The following is a 14,811-nucleotide window of genomic DNA, read 5'->3' on the forward strand; positions in this document are numbered from 1 at the left end:
GGCCCAGCCCGGCGAGGAAATATTCAAGTGAACATCGCCGGGCTGCAGCCCCAGCCAGTACATCGTCGAAAGGTGGCCGACGGGGTAGCTGCGCTGACTATGCCGCACCAGTTTCGGCTTTGCTGTCGTGCCGGAGGTGAAATAGAGCAGCATCGGGTCGTCGGCCTGGGTCGGGCCATCTGGAGTAAAGTCTTCCGGGAAGTCAGCCGACGTCTCGAACGGCAGCCATCCCTCCTGCGGTGCGGAGGCACTGACCACGATGCGCACGAGCCTTTCCGCGCCAAGACCCCTGAACTTGCCGACCTGGTCCTGCGTCGCGACCACCGCTCGCGCGCGGCCGCGGTCGAGCCGGTCGCGCAGTTCATCGCCCATCAGCAACGTGGTCGCGGGAATCACGACCACGCCAAGCTTGATCGCCGCCAGCATGGTCTCCCAGAGCGGAACGACATTGCCGAGCAGGAGCAGCAGATGGTCGCCGCGTTTCAGTCCCTGTGCCCGCAGGAAATTCGCGACCTGATTGGAGCGCCGCGACAGTTTCCCGAATGACAGCTTGGTCTCGCGGTTGCCGGGATCGACGATCCACAGCGCAGGCCGGTCGCGGCTCTGCGGATCGCGCGCCAGATCTGCGTCAAACCAGTCCAGCGCCCAGTTGAACGGAACCGCGTCCGGCCAGCGGAAATCCGCGACGGCCTTGTCGTAGTCCGTCCGATGTTTCAGCAGAAATGCGCGCGCTTCCTGAAAGGTCGTCATGCCTCGCGCCTTATTTATTGGCCAGTTTTCTCACGTGCTGGATGATCCCCGAAAAATCGACGCCGCCATTGCCCGCCGCGTCGAACGCCTTGTAGATCTCCTGCGCGTGCTGGCCGAGCGGCGTCGCCGCGCCGGCCGCTTTCGCCGCATCTTGCGCCAGCGTCAGGTCCTTCACCATCAGGGCCGAGGCAAAGCCGGGCTTGTAGTCGTTATTGGCCGGCGAGGCCGGCACTGGACCGGGCACTGGACAATAGGACGTCAGCGACCAGCATTGGCCCGACGAGGTCGAGGCGACATCGAACAGCGCCTGGTGGGACAGTCCCAGTTTTTCGGCGAGCGCAAAGCCTTCGCTCACCGCGATCATCGAAATGCCGAGGATCATGTTGTTGCAGATCTTGGCCGCCTGGCCTGCGCCGGCGCCGCCGCAATGAACGATCTTCTTGCCCATCTTTTCCAGAACCGGCTTGGCCGCCGCGAAAGCCTTGTCGGCACCACCGCACATGAAGGTCAGCGTCGCTCCCTTTGCGCCGCCTGTGCCGCCGGACACCGGCGCATCGATCGAGGCCGCACCGTGCTTTGACGCAAGCGCATGCGCCTGCTTGGCGCTCTCAACGTCGATCGTCGAGCAGTCGATGATGAGCGCGCCTTTGGTCATGGCCGGCACGACCTCCTGCCAGACCGACAGCACATGCTTGCCCGCCGGCAGCATTGTAATGACGACATCGGCGCCCTTGACGGACGCCACCGAGCTTTCGGCGATATCAGCGCCGTCCGCTTTGGCCTGATCGCGCGAGGCGGCAACGAGATCGAAGGCGATGACCTTGTGGCCAGCCTTGACGAGATTGGCCGCCATCGGGCCGCCCATATTGCCGAGACCGATGAATGCAATGCTGGCCATCTCAAAATCCTCCGCTTCTATTTTTGTCTCTCAGAATACCAGCTCGTCGGCGCCGATCTCATTAAAATAAGGCGCCAGCATCGCCGGGGTGACGTCTTCAACTGATGGCGGCGACCACCGGGGATTGCGGTCCTTGTCGATCACCGCCGCGCGCACGCCTTCGCGAAAATCGTCGCTGCGAAAGACTTCGAGCGCCGCACGATATTCACGCACCAGACATTCCTCGAGCGAGGTGGCGCCACGCGCCAGCCGCAGCAGCCTCAATGTCACGACCATGCCGCGCGGCGACTTCTCGTTCAACACTTTCAGCGTCGATTGCGCCAGCTCCGAACCATCGCGCTTCAACTCGGCAAAAATGTCCTGCATCCGGTCATGCGCAAACCAGCGGTCGATATCAGCCTTTTGGGCCGCCACGGGACCGGCGGTCTCGCCAGTCGTGAACCCTGCGATGATACGATCGACCTCGACCGAGGTGACGCCCGAACGGACCGTCAACAATGCCTCGCGCAGCGCGGGAAGTTTTGCCGACGGCACGACCGCATCGGCAAAGCGGGCAAAGATCGCATCGGGCCCGTTCATGGTCTGCCCGGTCAGGCCAAAAAATGTACCGATCTCACCGGGCGAACGCGGCAACAACCACGTGCCGCCAACATCCGGAAAGAAACCGAGCCCGACTTCTGGCATCGCGAGCTTGGTTTTCTCGGTAACGACGCGATGGCGGGCATGGGCGGACAATCCGACGCCGCCGCCCATCACGAGACCATCCATGAAAGCGACATAAGGCTTCGGATATTTCGCGATCCGCGCGTTCATGACGTATTCCTGACGCCAGAACACCTTGCCGAGGTCACCGCCGGCTTTCGAGCTTTCGTAAAGCCCGCGAATATCGCCGCCGGCGCACAGGCCGCGCTCACCCGCGCCTTCAAGAAGGACGACCGATACAGCGGTATCGGTTTCAAACTGATCAAGCGCGGCGTCGATGCCTTGCGACATCTCATAGGTCATCGCGTTGAGCGCTTTCGGACGATTGAGGCGAATGATTCCGGCGGCGCCCTCGCGCCGCACGATCAGGTCACCGTCGGCGTCCGCAGCGGCCGCAGGCGCCGTCATCGCGCGCCCTCGATCATCTTGCGCGCCACGATCAGCCGCATGATCTCGTTGGTGCCTTCCAGGATCTGGTGCACCCGCAAATCGCGCACGATCTTTTCGATGCCGTATTCGCTCAAGTACCCGTAACCGCCATGCAGTTGCAGCGCCTGGTTGGCGACCTCGAAGCCGATATCGGTGCCGAACCGCTTGGCCATCGCGCAGAGCATGGTGGCGTCAGCATCCTTGCGGTCGAGCGCGGCGGCGGCGCGCCAGACGAAGGTCCGCGCCGCTTCCAGTTCGGTCGCCATGTCGGCGAGGCGGAACTGCAGCGCCTGAAATTCGTCGAGGCGTTTGCCGAACGCCTTGCGGTCCTTCATGTAGGCAAGCGCGCGGTCGAGCGCATTCTGCGCGCCGCCGAGCGAGCAGGCCGCGATGTTGATCCGCCCACCGTCAAGCCCGGCCATGGCAATCTTGAAGCCGATGCCTTCCTCGCCCAAACGGTTGGCGACGGGAATGCGCGCATTCTCGAAAATCACCGCACGCGTCGGCTGCGCGTTCCAGCCCATCTTGCGCTCATTGGCGCCGAGCGACAGGCCAGGCGTATCGCCTTCGACGACGAGCGTGGAGATGCCGGCAGGACCGCCCTCGCCCGTGCGCACCATCACGACATAGACGTCGCCGCTGCCGGCGCCGGAGATGAACTGCTTCTGGCCGTTGAGAACGTAGTGATCGCCGTCGCGCACGGCGCGCGTGCGCAAGGCGGCCGCATCCGAGCCGGAGCCCGGCTCGGTCAGGCAATAGCTCGCCAAAAGCTCCATGGTGGAAAGCTTCGGCAGCCACTGCTTGCGCTGTGCGTCATTGCCAAAGGCGTCGATCATCCACGACGCCATGTTATGGATCGAGATGAAGGCCGAGACCGTCGGGCAACCCTGCGCCAACGCTTCAAAGATAAGCGCGGCGTCAAAGCGCGTTAGCGCCGAGCCGCCGACATCGTCGCGGATATAGACGCCGCCGATGCCGAGCTTGGCGGCCTCGCGCATCACGTCGACCGGAAAATGCTTCTCCTCGTCCCAGCGGATTGCATGCGGCGCGATTTTTTCCGCGGCGAATGCGCGCGCCATCTCGCGAACCGCAACCTGGTCCTCGGTGAGTGCGAATTGCATCTGCTAGGGCCGTCCTCCTCGAAGAGGCCGTTACGCGTCAGTTCATGATCGGCATCGCGAAGTCGGCCCCGTCCTTGATACCGGAGGGCCAGCGCGCCGTCACCGTCTTGGTCTTGGTATAGAAGCGAACCGAGTCCGGCCCGTATTGATTGAGATCGCCGAAGCCGGAACGCTTCCAGCCGCCGAACGTATAGTAAGCGACCGGCACCGGGATCGGCACGTTGACGCCGACCATGCCGACATTGACGCGGTTGGCGAAGTCGCGCGCGGCATCGCCATCGCGAGTGAAGATCGCAACGCCGTTGCCGTACTCGTGTTCCGACGGCAGCGCGAGCGCTTCGGCGTAGTCCTTGGCGCGCACCACCGACAGCACCGGGCCAAAGATCTCTTCCTTGTAGATGCGCATATCCTTGGTGACATTGTCGAACAGACAACCGCCCATATAGAAGCCGTTTTCATAGCCCTGCATCTTGAAATTACGGCCGTCAACGGCAAGCGTGGCGCCTTCCTTGATGCCGATTTCAACGTAGTTCTTGACCCGCTGCAGCGCTTCACGCGTCACAAGCGGCCCGAAATCGGCGGTCGAATCGAGCGAGGGTCCGATCTTCAGGTTCTCGACGCGCGGAATGAGCTTTTCCATCAGCCGGTCGGCCGTGGTCTTGCCGACGGGCACGGCGACCGAGACCGCCATGCAACGCTCGCCTGCCGCGCCATAGCCGGAGCCAACCAGCGCATCGACGGTCTGATCCATATCCGCGTCAGGCATGATGATGAGGTGGTTCTTGGCACCACCGAAGCACTGCACGCGCTTGCCGTTCGCTGCCGCGCGCTCGTAGATATATTGCGCGATCGAGGACGAACCGACAAAACCCACGGCGGAGATGTCGTGGTCATCGAGGATGGCGTCCACCGTCTCCTTGTCGCCATTGACGACGTTGAGGATGCCGGGCGGCAGGCCTGCTTCGAGCATCAACTCGGCGAGCTTCATCGGCACGCCGGGATCGCGTTCGGAGGGCTTCAGGATAAAGGCGTTGCCGCAGGCGATTGCGGGCGCAAACTTCCACATCGGGATCATCGCGGGGAAATTGAACGGCGTGATGCCGGCGACCACGCCGAGCGGCTGGCGCATCGAATAGAGGTCGATTCCGGGTCCAGCGCCTTCGGTGAATTCGCCTTTCATCAGCTGGGGAATGCCAAGCGCGAATTCCACGACCTCGACGCCACGCAGAATATCGCCTTTGGCGTCGGGGAAGGTCTTGCCGTGTTCGCGCGCCAGCAATTCGGCCAGCGCGTCGTTGTCGCGGGCCACGAGCTCCAGGAATTTCATCAGGACGCGAACCCGCCGCTGCGGATTGGTCGCCGCCCATTCCGGCTGAGCCGCCTTGGCATTTTCGACGGCGGCACGGAGCTCAGCTTTCGAGGCGAGCGCCACCTTGGCCTGGACCTCGCCGGTCATCGGCTGAAAGACGTCCGCAAACCGGCCCGATGTGCCCGCGACCTGGCGGCCGCCGATGAAATGCCCGATCGTACGCATGTGTTCCTCCCGGAATCCTGTGATTGGCCCGCTTCCAGTACCCTTTTCGGGTTCGGCGGCGACGCGGACCCGCGCGCCGATTTCACCAAACATTTTGCAGGCTTTGGCCTGTTTGGAAAGGTTTTTCCGCGCGGAACGGATGCGCGAAAACGCACACTCGCGGCGCCTCAGCGGCCTTTAGACCAATGTCGAATAGCGTTGCCGGCATCACGCCGAGGCGGTCGTCCTCTTGGACGTTTTCTTCGCGGCCACAGGCTTCGCACGCTCGAGGATGGCGTCGCGGCCCGACTTGAGGATCTCGTCGGAAAACTCGTTATTCCCGGCGACGCGGGCCATCACAAGCGACCCCATCATCGTCGCGAGCGCGGCCATCGCCTGCTTCCGCGCGGTTTTCGGCGGCACGCCATGAAACTGCTTGGCGAGCATCTCGATCATCTGCTGCATCCGCCCCGAAAAGGCCCGCCGGGTCTTCGCGCTTTCCCGCGCGATCTCCGCGGCCAGCGCCGGGACCGCGCAACCCTGGCCGGGATTGTCGCGGTGAAGGGGCGAGAGATAGCCATTCACGATCGCCGACAGGCGCTTTTCAGCCGGCGCCTCCTCCGACTGTCGCCGCCAATGTTCCGTCGACCGGTCCATGGCATGCGCGAAGGCCTCGACGACCAGGGCATCCCGCGAATCGAAGTGGGCGTAAAAGCCGCCATGGGTGAGCCCAGCCTCCTTCATGAGATCGGCAACGCCGATGCCATGAGCGCCCTTTTCGCGGAGCTTGATCGACGCACGCTTCACAATCCTGGCATGCGTCTGAAATTTGTGTTCCTTGGAATACCGCATCGCGATCTCATGATATGTTTGAAATCATATAATAACGCCCGGCATCTTTTAACACTTGCCAGCTGATACCGCATCTCTTTTCGTTCGATCGATGAGTTTCGTTTCCGGACACCCGTCATATTTTGCGTGCGCTGCGCAACAACAATGAGAAGACCATCGGACGCCAAGTCTTGACAAAATCGGCTTTTGCCGGGGAACTGAAATTCTTTCACTTTGTGAAACGAGGGCCTTATGCAGATGCTGAATCCCCACTGCGGCATCGATCGTGATCCACGTGGTGTCGTGTGTCTGACAATTTGCAATGCTGGCCCGCTTAATATTCTGGGGTCTGGGATCATCCAAGCCGTCCGCGAGGGCCTCAATACGCTCGCCGCGGACTCGCACATCCGGGTTCTCGTGCTCGCCGGCGAAAGCCCAAAGAGCATGATCGGCGGAGCCGACATCAAGGAGATGGTCGGCCTCGACCAGCAGTCCGCCGAGAAATTCATCACTGGCCTGCGCGATCTCTGCGAGGCCGTGCGAAACTTTCCTGCGCCCGTCATTGCGCGCATGCCGGGATGGTGCCTGGGCGGCGGACTTGAGGTTGCGGCCGCCTGCGACTTCCGTGTTGCGGCATCTGACGCCAAATTCGGAATGCCGGAGGTCCGCGTCGGGATTCCAAGCGTCATTCATGCCGCGCTGCTGCCGCGCCTGATTGGCTCCGCTCGTACCCGCTGGCTGGTGATGACGGCCGAGAATATCGATGCCGCGACCGCACTTGCCTGGGGACTCGTCGACGTTGTCGCGCCGGAAGGCGGTCTTGATGCCGCAATCGAAAGCCTGATCAAGACGCTGCTCAAATGCGGACCGGAGGCGCTGCGCGCCCAGAAATACCTGGCGCGCCAATGGGAGGAACTCCCGCTCACAGACGCTATAAACGTCAGCATTGGCGTGTTCGGCCGCTCGTTTCTCACCGACGAGCCGAAGCGGTTGATGCAGGAGTTTGTCAACCGAAAGCGCTGAGTCGCGCCGTCGAAGACATTTTGTCATCAAATCCATGTGGAGTTGTCATCGGAACCATCCATTGCAAATTTTTGCAGTGCATTATATGACACTTGTAATCTATCTGACTCACTCCTGATGGAGGATCATCATGGCCGTCACCTCCGATCCCGTCGTTATCGTTTCCGCTGCACGCACCCCGCTCGGCCGCTTCATGGGCGAGTTGACGCCGTTCTCCGCACACCAGCTGGGCTCTCACGTCATTCAGGCTGCGCTCGATCGCGCCAGGCTTAAGCCCGAGCGCATCGACGAGGTTTTCATGGGCTGCGTGTTGCCGGCCGGACAGGGCCAGGCGCCCGCGAGGCAGGCCGCGCGCGGCGCTGGCCTTCCCGATGCCACCGGCGCCACCACGATCAACAAGGTCTGCGGCTCCGGGATGAAGGCGACCATGCTGGCCCACGACATCATCCACGCCGGCTCCGCCGACATCGTGGTGTCCGGCGGCATGGAGAGCATGTCCAATGCGCCCTACCTCTTGGCGAAGGCGCGCGGCGGATATCGCGTCGGTCATGACCGCATCATCGACCACATGCTGCTCGACGGCCTCGAGGATGCCTACGAGGCCGGCCGCTCGATGGGCGATTTCGGCGAAGCGACTGCCGAGGCCTATCAATTCACGCGGGCTGCGCAGGACGAATACGCCATGGAAACGCTGACCCGCGCCCGCAAGGCGGTGGAAGGCGGCGCCTTCAAGGCTGAAATCGTGCCGCTGACGGTCAAGGAAAAGGCTGGCCCGCGCAGTGTGACCAATGACGAAATTCCGATGAAGGTCGATCCTGCCAAGATCCCCGGATTGAAGCCGGCATTCCGAGCCAACGGCACCATTACGCCTGCCGCCTCCTCGGCCAATGCCGACGGCGCGGCGGCGCTCGTGATTGCCAAGCGGGCGCTTGCCGACCGCGAAGGCCTGCCGGCGCTGGCCGAGATCAAGGCCCACGCCACCCACAGCCAGGAACCGCAGTGGTTCACGACCGCACCGATCCCCGCCATCCGCAAGGTGCTCGACAAGGCAGGCTGGAGCGTCGGCGATGTCGACCTGTTCGAAATCAACGAGGCGTTTGCGGTGGTCGCGATGGCGGCGCAGCGCGACCTTGGAATCCCCCGCGAGAAGCTGAACATCAATGGCGGTGCATGCGCGCTCGGCCATCCCATCGGGGCGACCGGCGCGCGCCTGATCGTCACGCTGCTGCATTCGCTTGAAGCACGCAATCTCAAGCGCGGCGTCGCGGCGCTGTGCATCGGCGGCGGCGAAGCAACCGCAGTCGCGGTTGAGCGAATAGCATCCTGATAAAAGGCGCGCGATATCCCAAATGGCAATGTCCGAAAATGAGGGAAGTTGGCCATTTCGGTCGCGCGCCGTTCGTTTCATTATGCTGATATGATCAACCGAGATAACTTCCCCCGGGGGCGAACTTGATTTCGAACTGGCTCTCTTCTGCGCTTGGCCGCCACAACATCCATTACGGCTGGGTGATGGTCGGCGTCACCTTTTTGACCGCGGTGATCACGGCCGGCGCAGTTGGCGCTCCCGGCGTCTTCATCGTGCCGTTGCAGCAGGAGTTCGGCTGGTCTACCGCCGAAATCTCCTCGGCGCTCTCGATCCGCTTCATTCTGTTCGGGCTGATGGCGCCGTTCGCCGCGGCCCTCATGAACCGCTACGGCCTGCGCAACGTGACGCTGTCGGCGCTCCTGATCGTCGTTTCTGCGCTGGTGGCATCGCTGGCCATGACCAAGGTCTGGCACTTGATTCTGCTGTGGGGCGTGGTGATCGGCATCGGCACCGGAATGACCGCCCTAGTCCTGGGCGCGACGGTCGCCGCGCGCTGGTTCAACGCGCGGCGCGGCCTCGTGGTCGGAATCATGACCGCCAGCGTCGCCACGGGGCAGCTTGTATTCCTGCCGGCGCTCGCCGCCATCACCGAGCGGATGGGCTGGCGTGTTGCGCTCGCGCTGATGTGCGCGATGCTGGCCTTTGCCGCCCTTGTGGTGCTGATGCTGATGCGCGATCGGCCAAGTGACGTCGGCATCCGCCCATTCGGTGATCACGGCACCTCACCCCTGCCCGCGCCTCCACCGAGCACCGCGCCGATCACCTCGGCCGCGCTTGGCGCGCTGCGCGATGCCGCGCAGACGCGCGTGTTCTGGATCCTGTTTGCGACGTTCTTCATCTGCGGCGCCTCGACCAACGGCCTGGTTCAGGTGCATCTGATTCCGATGTGTCTCGACTTCGGTATCCCGCAGGTTCAGGCGGCAAGCCTGCTCGCCGCGATGGGCATCTTCGACTTTTTCGGCACCATTGCTTCCGGCTATCTGTCGGACCGATTCGACAACCGCTGGCTGCTGTTCTGGTATTACGGCCTGCGCGGCCTGTCGCTGCTGGCGTTGCCGTTTACCGACTTCTCGTTCTACGGCCTGTCGCTGTTTGCGATGTTCTATGGCCTCGACTGGATCGCGACCGTGCCGCCGACGGTGCGGCTGACCACGCAACGTTTCGGCGCCGAGCGGGCCAATCTTGTGTTCGGCTGGATTTTCGCCGGCCACCAGACTGGGGCTGCTTTCGCGGCCTTTGGCGCCGGGCTGTCGCGCACACTGCTCGCAAGCTACCTGCCGGCGTTCTTCTTTGCCGGCGCGCTCTGCGTGGTCGCAGCCGTCATCGTGCTCGCGATCTCGCGCACGCCAAAGCCTCTAGTGGTCCGATTCTAACATTCGCATCCCTTCTCAGCGGCACTTTTGCGAATGTTAGAATCAAAGGACCACTAGCAAAGATATGTTTCTAGTGGAGTTTAGGATTTGACATTGCTTTCCGAGCATGCGGCTAGGCCGTGTACCCATAAACGGACCGGCAACGCAACAGGGGGAACGACAGGCGCCGCAGAAAATTGCCGGAGATCAACCGGGCTGACCGCGGAGTTCGCTCACCGCTGCACGGACCATTTCCGTTAGAGACGCCATGGTGTACGGCTTTTGCAGCCACCCAAGCGGGGCGGCGGGCTGAGCTCGCAGACGGGAATCGTGATCGGAATGCGCGCTCGCGAAAATGCAGCGGAGTCCCTGCGAACGAAACAATTCGAGGGCCGTATCGACCCCGTCGCGGTCACCGGCAATTCGAATATCCATGACCGCCAAGATAGGAGATTCCGTCCGCGCCAGCTGCAGCGCTTCATTGCCGGTCGTAGCGATGCCGACGATTTCAAAACCGGCATCGCACAGCGTCGCCTCCATCTCGCTTGCAACGAGCAAATCATCTTCAACGATAAGGATGCGGTCATTGTTGTTCGAAGGCGTCTCCGATTCGAGTCGGTCGCCAGGCGCAAGCACCGGCTCTCGCGGCCTTTGCGGCGGGCCCGACGGGATTCCCCTGAATGGAGCGCTGATGATTTCTTTGTTCACTAAGAATCGACCTATTGAAATCGAACTGTGCAACGGCTGGCGGGCTTCGCGACGACTTCAAGATGGCCGCGCACTTGGCGCGCAAGCAATTGAACGAGCTTCAATCCGGACGATCGGCCGCTGACCGACTCCAAATCGAAACCCGGGCCATCGTCTTCCACGTATAACTCAAGGCCGTCACTATTGGCCAAACCGACGCGGATCTGACTTTCGCCGCCGCCATTGCAGCCGTACTTGGCAGCGTTGGTCAGCAGTTCATTCAGTATCAAAGCGAGCGGCATGGCATCGTCATTGTCAAGCTCGCCGCTGGCGACCTCGCGAACGATTTTGAGATTTGGCGGAAACGCCTGCTGAGCGGCCTCACACACGGCATTCAGAAATTCCATCGCACTGAACCTGTCCGCCGCGGTTGCGCCGTAGAGCGCCTGTTGCGCTGCCGCCATCGCGGCGATCCGGTTGGTCGCATCCTCCAGAACCTTTCTGGCCGCGTCGTCTTTCGTACGCCGCATTGACATACGAAGTAATGATTGCAGCATCTGCATGTTGTTCTTGACGCGGTGATTCAGCTCGCGGACCAGCACACGTTGCTGCGTCTCCGCCTGCTTGCGTTCGCTAACGTCCACGAGCATGTTTATGGCCCCGATCAGCTTGCCGTCGGCATCGCGCAGCGGCGTCGGAAACGGAATATAGGGAATGCGAGTGCCGTCCGGTCGTTCGGCGATGGCCTCCTTGCCTCTGATTGGGCGGTCTTCTTTGAGCGCGAGCGCCATGGGGCTTTGGTCATGCGGCAGTGGCGTCCCATCAGGCCAGTAAAGCTTGTGGGCTACGGACCACTTATCGCTGCCAATGATGGGGCGAATTCCGGCCAGCTCGACCGCGGCTTCGTTGTAATAGGTGATCGTGCCGGCGGCGTCGGTGGTGTAAATCGCCGCCGGGATGGCGGCGAGGAGATCCTGCAAGCGGCGTTCGTTTTCGCGCAACGCCGCTTCGGCGCGCTTCTGCTCGGTGATGCCGCGCGCGATCTTCGACGCGGCGACGATGCGCCCGGCATTGTCGCGGATCGGCGAAACAGTGAGTGAAATGTCGATCAAGCTACCGTCCTTGCGCTGGCGCACCGTGTGATAGTGATCTATTCGCTCGCCACGACGCAACCTTGCAAGAATGCCTGGCTCCTCGTCGTACCGCTCCGGCGGCATCAAAGTTGTTACCGGCTTGCCGACAATTTCCTCGGCGGTGTACCCAAAAATGCGCTCAGCACCCCGGTTCCAAGTCTGAATGACGCCATCCAGATTCTTGCTGATGATGGCGTCGTCCGACGTTTCTACGATGGTTGCGAGCCGGCGCGTGGCCTCATCAGCGCGCAGTCTTTCAAGTCCAAATCCGAGCTGTGTCGCGACGGTGATGCCGGCATCGACGTCCCGCTTGGCGAAAACGTGCGGCGCATCGTAGTACGCCATGAATTTTCCGATGACTTTGCCTCCGGCAAATATCGGAATGAACGCAAGCGAAGCGACCCCCTCGCTTCTCACCACCGTCTTTAATTCTTCGGAAAGATCGACGGCCTTTTCGATATCCTCAATGCATATCGGGGTGGCCGACTGGTCCTCCGGCTTCCATGGTGAGTGGCCGTCAACGGCTTTGCGGTATTCCTCCGAGAGAGCTCGCCAAGCCACAAACCGCATTGCGCTGGTCGCGTCAAACAGGAGGATCGATGCACGGTCGCAGCGTAGGACGTTGACGATCGCGTCAAGACTAGCTTCGTAAATCTCGTCGTCGGACGCGGCGCGGAAAAGCCGGTCGGTGAAGGTGTATAGTGCAGTCTCGGTCATCGTGAGACGCCGCAGCAAGCGGGCGTGCTCTGCAACCTTCGCCTCTGATTGCGCTCGTTCTATCGCTGTCGTCGCCTGGTTCGCCGCAACCCGCAATAACATCTGCTCGGTATCGGTTGGAAAACCTGGCCTGCGACTCAACGCGACCAGTCCCGAGCCCCCGCCCCTGCCGATGGGCACACACGTTGCCCGCAGCCGAATTTGATTGCCGTCCTCGATTTCAAACGTGGAGTTAGGCCGATATCTTTCGCGAACCTTTGCGAGGTCGATCGGCCGTTCGTACGAACTCGAATGGCAATGCACGAATTCCAGTTCGGGATCGCGCAGGAAGACACAGGCGAAGTCCGCGTCCAAGATGCTCACCGCAAGCCTTCCGACGCTTTCAGCGATTTGGCTGGCGTCGGCCTTGATCCAAATCGTCGGCAAGCTCGACAACGCGACCAGATCACGGATGCAGCGCCGAAGCTCTGTGTCTGTTCCCCGGTCTTCAGAACTCTCAGCTAGTGCCCGCGTCGCAACCATTGCAGTCAGTGGGCCCGACGGTTCAATTCGGCAAGAAATTCGTCGGGCGGAACATAAAACGGGTTCTCCTGCAACACGCCGCCGACAATCACCTGAGGATGCGTGCGCATAATATCCATAACGACGGGCGCGCTGAACTTGCTGAGGTCGTAGGTACAGATGACCACGTCATTGTACTTCGGAAGAAAATGGTTGAGCCGCGTTTCGTATTCCACGATGTCATGGACGCCAGGCAAATCGTCCAGTGCCCATTCCATATTCGCCCACAGACGGGTCATCGGAAACCCATTGGAGCGCCCGTCGGTGAGCACCTCCTGGATCAACTCCAGCATGGCGTATTGATCGAAGCGGTTTCCCCGCAAGTAGGCGCTCTCCCATGGCCGAATCTCAAGCTGTCGGCTGTTCTCCGCCTCTGCGACGTCGATGCCGACCTCCGCCAACCTCCTTCGTCGCTCCTCAAGATGTGTCTTTTCGACAACTTGGAACAAGCGCTCGCCTGCTTCCGCGCCGTCCTTGGAGAACGGCAACAGCAGCTCATATTCTTGGTCCCGACTATGGAAGAAAGCACAGGCGTGACAGGGGCAGCGAAATTCCGATTGCCCAATGCTGATGACCCGGCCGTTGGCGTCCATCATGTTCCCCTCCTGTAGCCATACCGCAAACGCTAAGGCTGGCTGAAGGTTCCTGTCCCGATTAGTCCACGGTATCGGGCGGCATGATGCGGTGCAGCAAAGTGTGCATCAACGCCGACCACTTTCCGCCTGAAGCCCCGGCCTGGAACCGCTCCAACAGGGGTTGCGCTATGGTGAGTGCGAATGATTCAAACTCCCGAACTGGGGGCTCGAGTCATGCGCTACGAACTCGCCGACTATGAATGGACTGCCATAAAGCCGATGCTGCCGAACAAGCCGCGTGGCGTTCCTCGGGTGAACGACAGACGGGTCCTGAATGGCATCTTCTGGGTCCTCCGATCAGGAGCACCCTGGCGTGATCTACCGACGGCGTTTGGCCCATACACCACTTGCTACAACCGCTTCGTCAGGTGGCGGCGGGCCGGTGTTTGGGGCCGCATCATCGAAGCGCTTGCCACGGCCCATGATGCCGCTGTCCAGATGATCGACACCTCCATTGTCCGCGTGCATCAGCACGGAGCCTGCATCACAAGGAACCAGCGCCAATCGATGGGAAGGTCCCGGGGCGGCTTGACGAGCAAAATCCATGCGGTGGTCGATAGCAATGGTCTGCCGGTACGGCTGGCGCTGAGCCCCGGCGAGGCCCATGACGTTCGACTTGCTGGAAAACTGCTCTCTCGTCTGAAATCCGGGTCAATGCTGCTTGCCGACCGTGGCTATGACGCGGACTGGATCAGGGAGCTTGCCATGAAGAAGGGTGCGTGGGCTAACATCCCGCCGAAAAGCAACCACAGCAATCCGATCTGCTTCAGCCCCTATCTCTATCGTGCTCGCAACCAGGTCGAGCGGTTCTTCAACAGGATCAAACAATGTCGTCGGGTGGCGACGCGCTACGACAGGCTGGCCGCCAACTACCTTGCCTTTGTTCAACTCGCGTCAATCAGGCTATGGCTGCGTCTTTATGAGTCCGCGTCCTAGGTGGGCAGCGAATGTCAAATCCACTCCACTAGTGGCAAAGCCCGTGACGGCCTGAGGCTTTACGGCCTCGTCGTCATCTTTGCGGGCGGTCCGACCGCGCGCAAAGGCTCGGCAAGCCGCGCGAATTCGCAGAGCAGCGAGCGCGTCTTGCGCG

General features: G+C 61.7%; 13 protein-coding genes and 2 pseudogenes. 4 read left to right on the forward strand and 11 right to left on the reverse strand.

The features are described from left to right. The 6 genes from VFB05_RS07545 to VFB05_RS07570 form a co-directional block, all read right to left on the reverse strand. A partial coding sequence (locus VFB05_RS07545; protein ID WP_325010607.1) for an AMP-binding protein occupies positions 1–750 on the reverse strand: 750 nt, incomplete at its 3' end. A gap of 10 nt (positions 751–760) precedes the next feature. Then, a complete protein-coding gene (mmsB, locus tag VFB05_RS07550; RefSeq protein ID WP_325010609.1) occupies positions 761–1,648 on the reverse strand; it encodes a 3-hydroxyisobutyrate dehydrogenase in 888 nt (295 codons plus the stop codon). Positions 1,649–1,678: 30 nt separating this feature from the next. Continuing rightward, positions 1,679–2,758 carry an enoyl-CoA hydratase/isomerase family protein gene (locus VFB05_RS07555; RefSeq protein ID WP_325010611.1) on the reverse strand — a complete coding sequence of 360 codons (1,080 nt, stop codon included), beginning with the start codon at positions 2,756–2,758 and terminating at the stop codon, positions 1,679–1,681. Continuing rightward, positions 2,755–3,900, reverse strand: a complete 1,146-nt coding sequence (locus tag VFB05_RS07560; RefSeq protein WP_325010613.1) for an isobutyryl-CoA dehydrogenase — start codon at positions 3,898–3,900, stop codon at positions 2,755–2,757. The genes VFB05_RS07555 and VFB05_RS07560 overlap by 4 nt, the downstream gene beginning before the upstream one ends. A 37-nt stretch (positions 3,901–3,937) precedes the next feature. Continuing rightward, positions 3,938–5,434: a CoA-acylating methylmalonate-semialdehyde dehydrogenase gene (locus tag VFB05_RS07565; protein WP_325010615.1), complete on the reverse strand. Its 1,497-nt coding sequence runs from the start codon at positions 5,432–5,434 to the stop codon at positions 3,938–3,940. Between the two features lie 207 nt (positions 5,435–5,641). After that, entirely contained in the window at positions 5,642–6,265 is a 624-nt protein-coding gene (locus tag VFB05_RS07570; protein ID WP_325010617.1) for a TetR/AcrR family transcriptional regulator, read from the reverse strand. 231 nt (positions 6,266–6,496) lie between these two features. Between VFB05_RS07570 and VFB05_RS07575 the strand changes: the two genes are divergently transcribed. The 3 genes from VFB05_RS07575 to VFB05_RS07585 all read left to right on the forward strand — a co-directional run bounded on the left by VFB05_RS07575 (position 6,497) and on the right by VFB05_RS07585 (position 10,009). Continuing rightward, entirely contained in the window at positions 6,497–7,267 is a 771-nt protein-coding gene (locus VFB05_RS07575) for an enoyl-CoA hydratase (protein WP_325010619.1), read from the forward strand. 130 nt (positions 7,268–7,397) lie between these two features. Beyond that, entirely contained in the window at positions 7,398–8,594 is a 1,197-nt protein-coding gene (locus tag VFB05_RS07580) for an acetyl-CoA C-acyltransferase (protein ID WP_325010621.1), read from the forward strand. Positions 8,595–8,719: 125 nt separating this feature from the next. Next, positions 8,720–10,009, forward strand: coding sequence for an MFS transporter (locus VFB05_RS07585; RefSeq protein ID WP_325010623.1), 1,290 nt, complete (start codon positions 8,720–8,722; stop codon positions 10,007–10,009). Positions 10,010–10,195: 186 nt separating this feature from the next. Here VFB05_RS07585 and VFB05_RS07590 read toward each other — a convergent pair whose 3' ends face one another. From VFB05_RS07590 to VFB05_RS07600, 5 genes and pseudogenes are all read right to left on the reverse strand, one after another. Next, entirely contained in the window at positions 10,196–10,696 is a 501-nt protein-coding gene (locus tag VFB05_RS07590) for a response regulator (protein WP_325010625.1), read from the reverse strand. 11 nt (positions 10,697–10,707) lie between these two features. Continuing rightward, positions 10,708–11,238 carry a sensor histidine kinase gene (locus VFB05_RS32135; RefSeq protein WP_414643162.1) on the reverse strand — a complete coding sequence of 177 codons (531 nt, stop codon included), beginning with the start codon at positions 11,236–11,238 and terminating at the stop codon, positions 10,708–10,710. Continuing rightward, positions 11,238–12,039 (reverse strand): annotated as a pseudogene (locus VFB05_RS32140) (PAS domain-containing protein); the annotation flags it as partial. The pseudogene VFB05_RS32140 and the gene VFB05_RS32135, both read right to left, overlap by 1 nt. A 36-nt stretch (positions 12,040–12,075) precedes the next feature. Further along, positions 12,076–13,047: pseudogene (locus VFB05_RS32145) on the reverse strand (GAF domain-containing protein); the annotation flags it as partial. A gap of 5 nt (positions 13,048–13,052) precedes the next feature. Continuing rightward, on the reverse strand, positions 13,053–13,682 hold the full coding sequence (locus tag VFB05_RS07600) for an MEDS domain-containing protein (protein WP_325010628.1): 630 nt from the start codon (positions 13,680–13,682) through the stop codon (positions 13,053–13,055). A 213-nt stretch (positions 13,683–13,895) separates the two neighbouring features. On the opposite strand from VFB05_RS07600, the gene VFB05_RS07605 reads away from it, so the two are divergent. Next, positions 13,896–14,657: an IS5 family transposase gene (locus VFB05_RS07605; protein WP_325010630.1), complete on the forward strand. Its 762-nt coding sequence runs from the start codon at positions 13,896–13,898 to the stop codon at positions 14,655–14,657. Positions 14,658–14,811 lie beyond the last annotated feature (154 nt).

The sequence above is a fragment of the Bradyrhizobium sp. genome (assembly GCF_035652035.1).
Lineage (GTDB): Bacteria > Pseudomonadota > Alphaproteobacteria > Rhizobiales > Xanthobacteraceae > Bradyrhizobium.

Coding starts and splice junctions, on each gene's coding strand:
- mmsB (WP_325010609.1), bottom strand. CDS start 1,648: ATGGCCAGCATTGCATTCATCGGTCTCGGCAATATGGGCGGCCCGATG.
- VFB05_RS07555 (WP_325010611.1), bottom strand. CDS start 2,758: ATGACGGCGCCTGCGGCCGCTGCGGACGCCGACGGTGACCTGATCGTG.
- VFB05_RS07560 (WP_325010613.1), bottom strand. CDS start 3,900: ATGCAATTCGCACTCACCGAGGACCAGGTTGCGGTTCGCGAGATGGCG.
- VFB05_RS07565 (WP_325010615.1), bottom strand. CDS start 5,434: ATGCGTACGATCGGGCATTTCATCGGCGGCCGCCAGGTCGCGGGCACA.
- VFB05_RS07570 (WP_325010617.1), bottom strand. CDS start 6,265: ATGCGGTATTCCAAGGAACACAAATTTCAGACGCATGCCAGGATTGTG.
- VFB05_RS07575 (WP_325010619.1), top strand. CDS start 6,497: ATGCAGATGCTGAATCCCCACTGCGGCATCGATCGTGATCCACGTGGT.
- VFB05_RS07580 (WP_325010621.1), top strand. CDS start 7,398: ATGGCCGTCACCTCCGATCCCGTCGTTATCGTTTCCGCTGCACGCACC.
- VFB05_RS32135 (WP_414643162.1), bottom strand. CDS start 11,238: ATGCAGATGCTGCAATCATTACTTCGTATGTCAATGCGGCGTACGAAA.
- VFB05_RS07600 (WP_325010628.1), bottom strand. CDS start 13,682: ATGATGGACGCCAACGGCCGGGTCATCAGCATTGGGCAATCGGAATTT.
- VFB05_RS07605 (WP_325010630.1), top strand. CDS start 13,896: ATGCGCTACGAACTCGCCGACTATGAATGGACTGCCATAAAGCCGATG.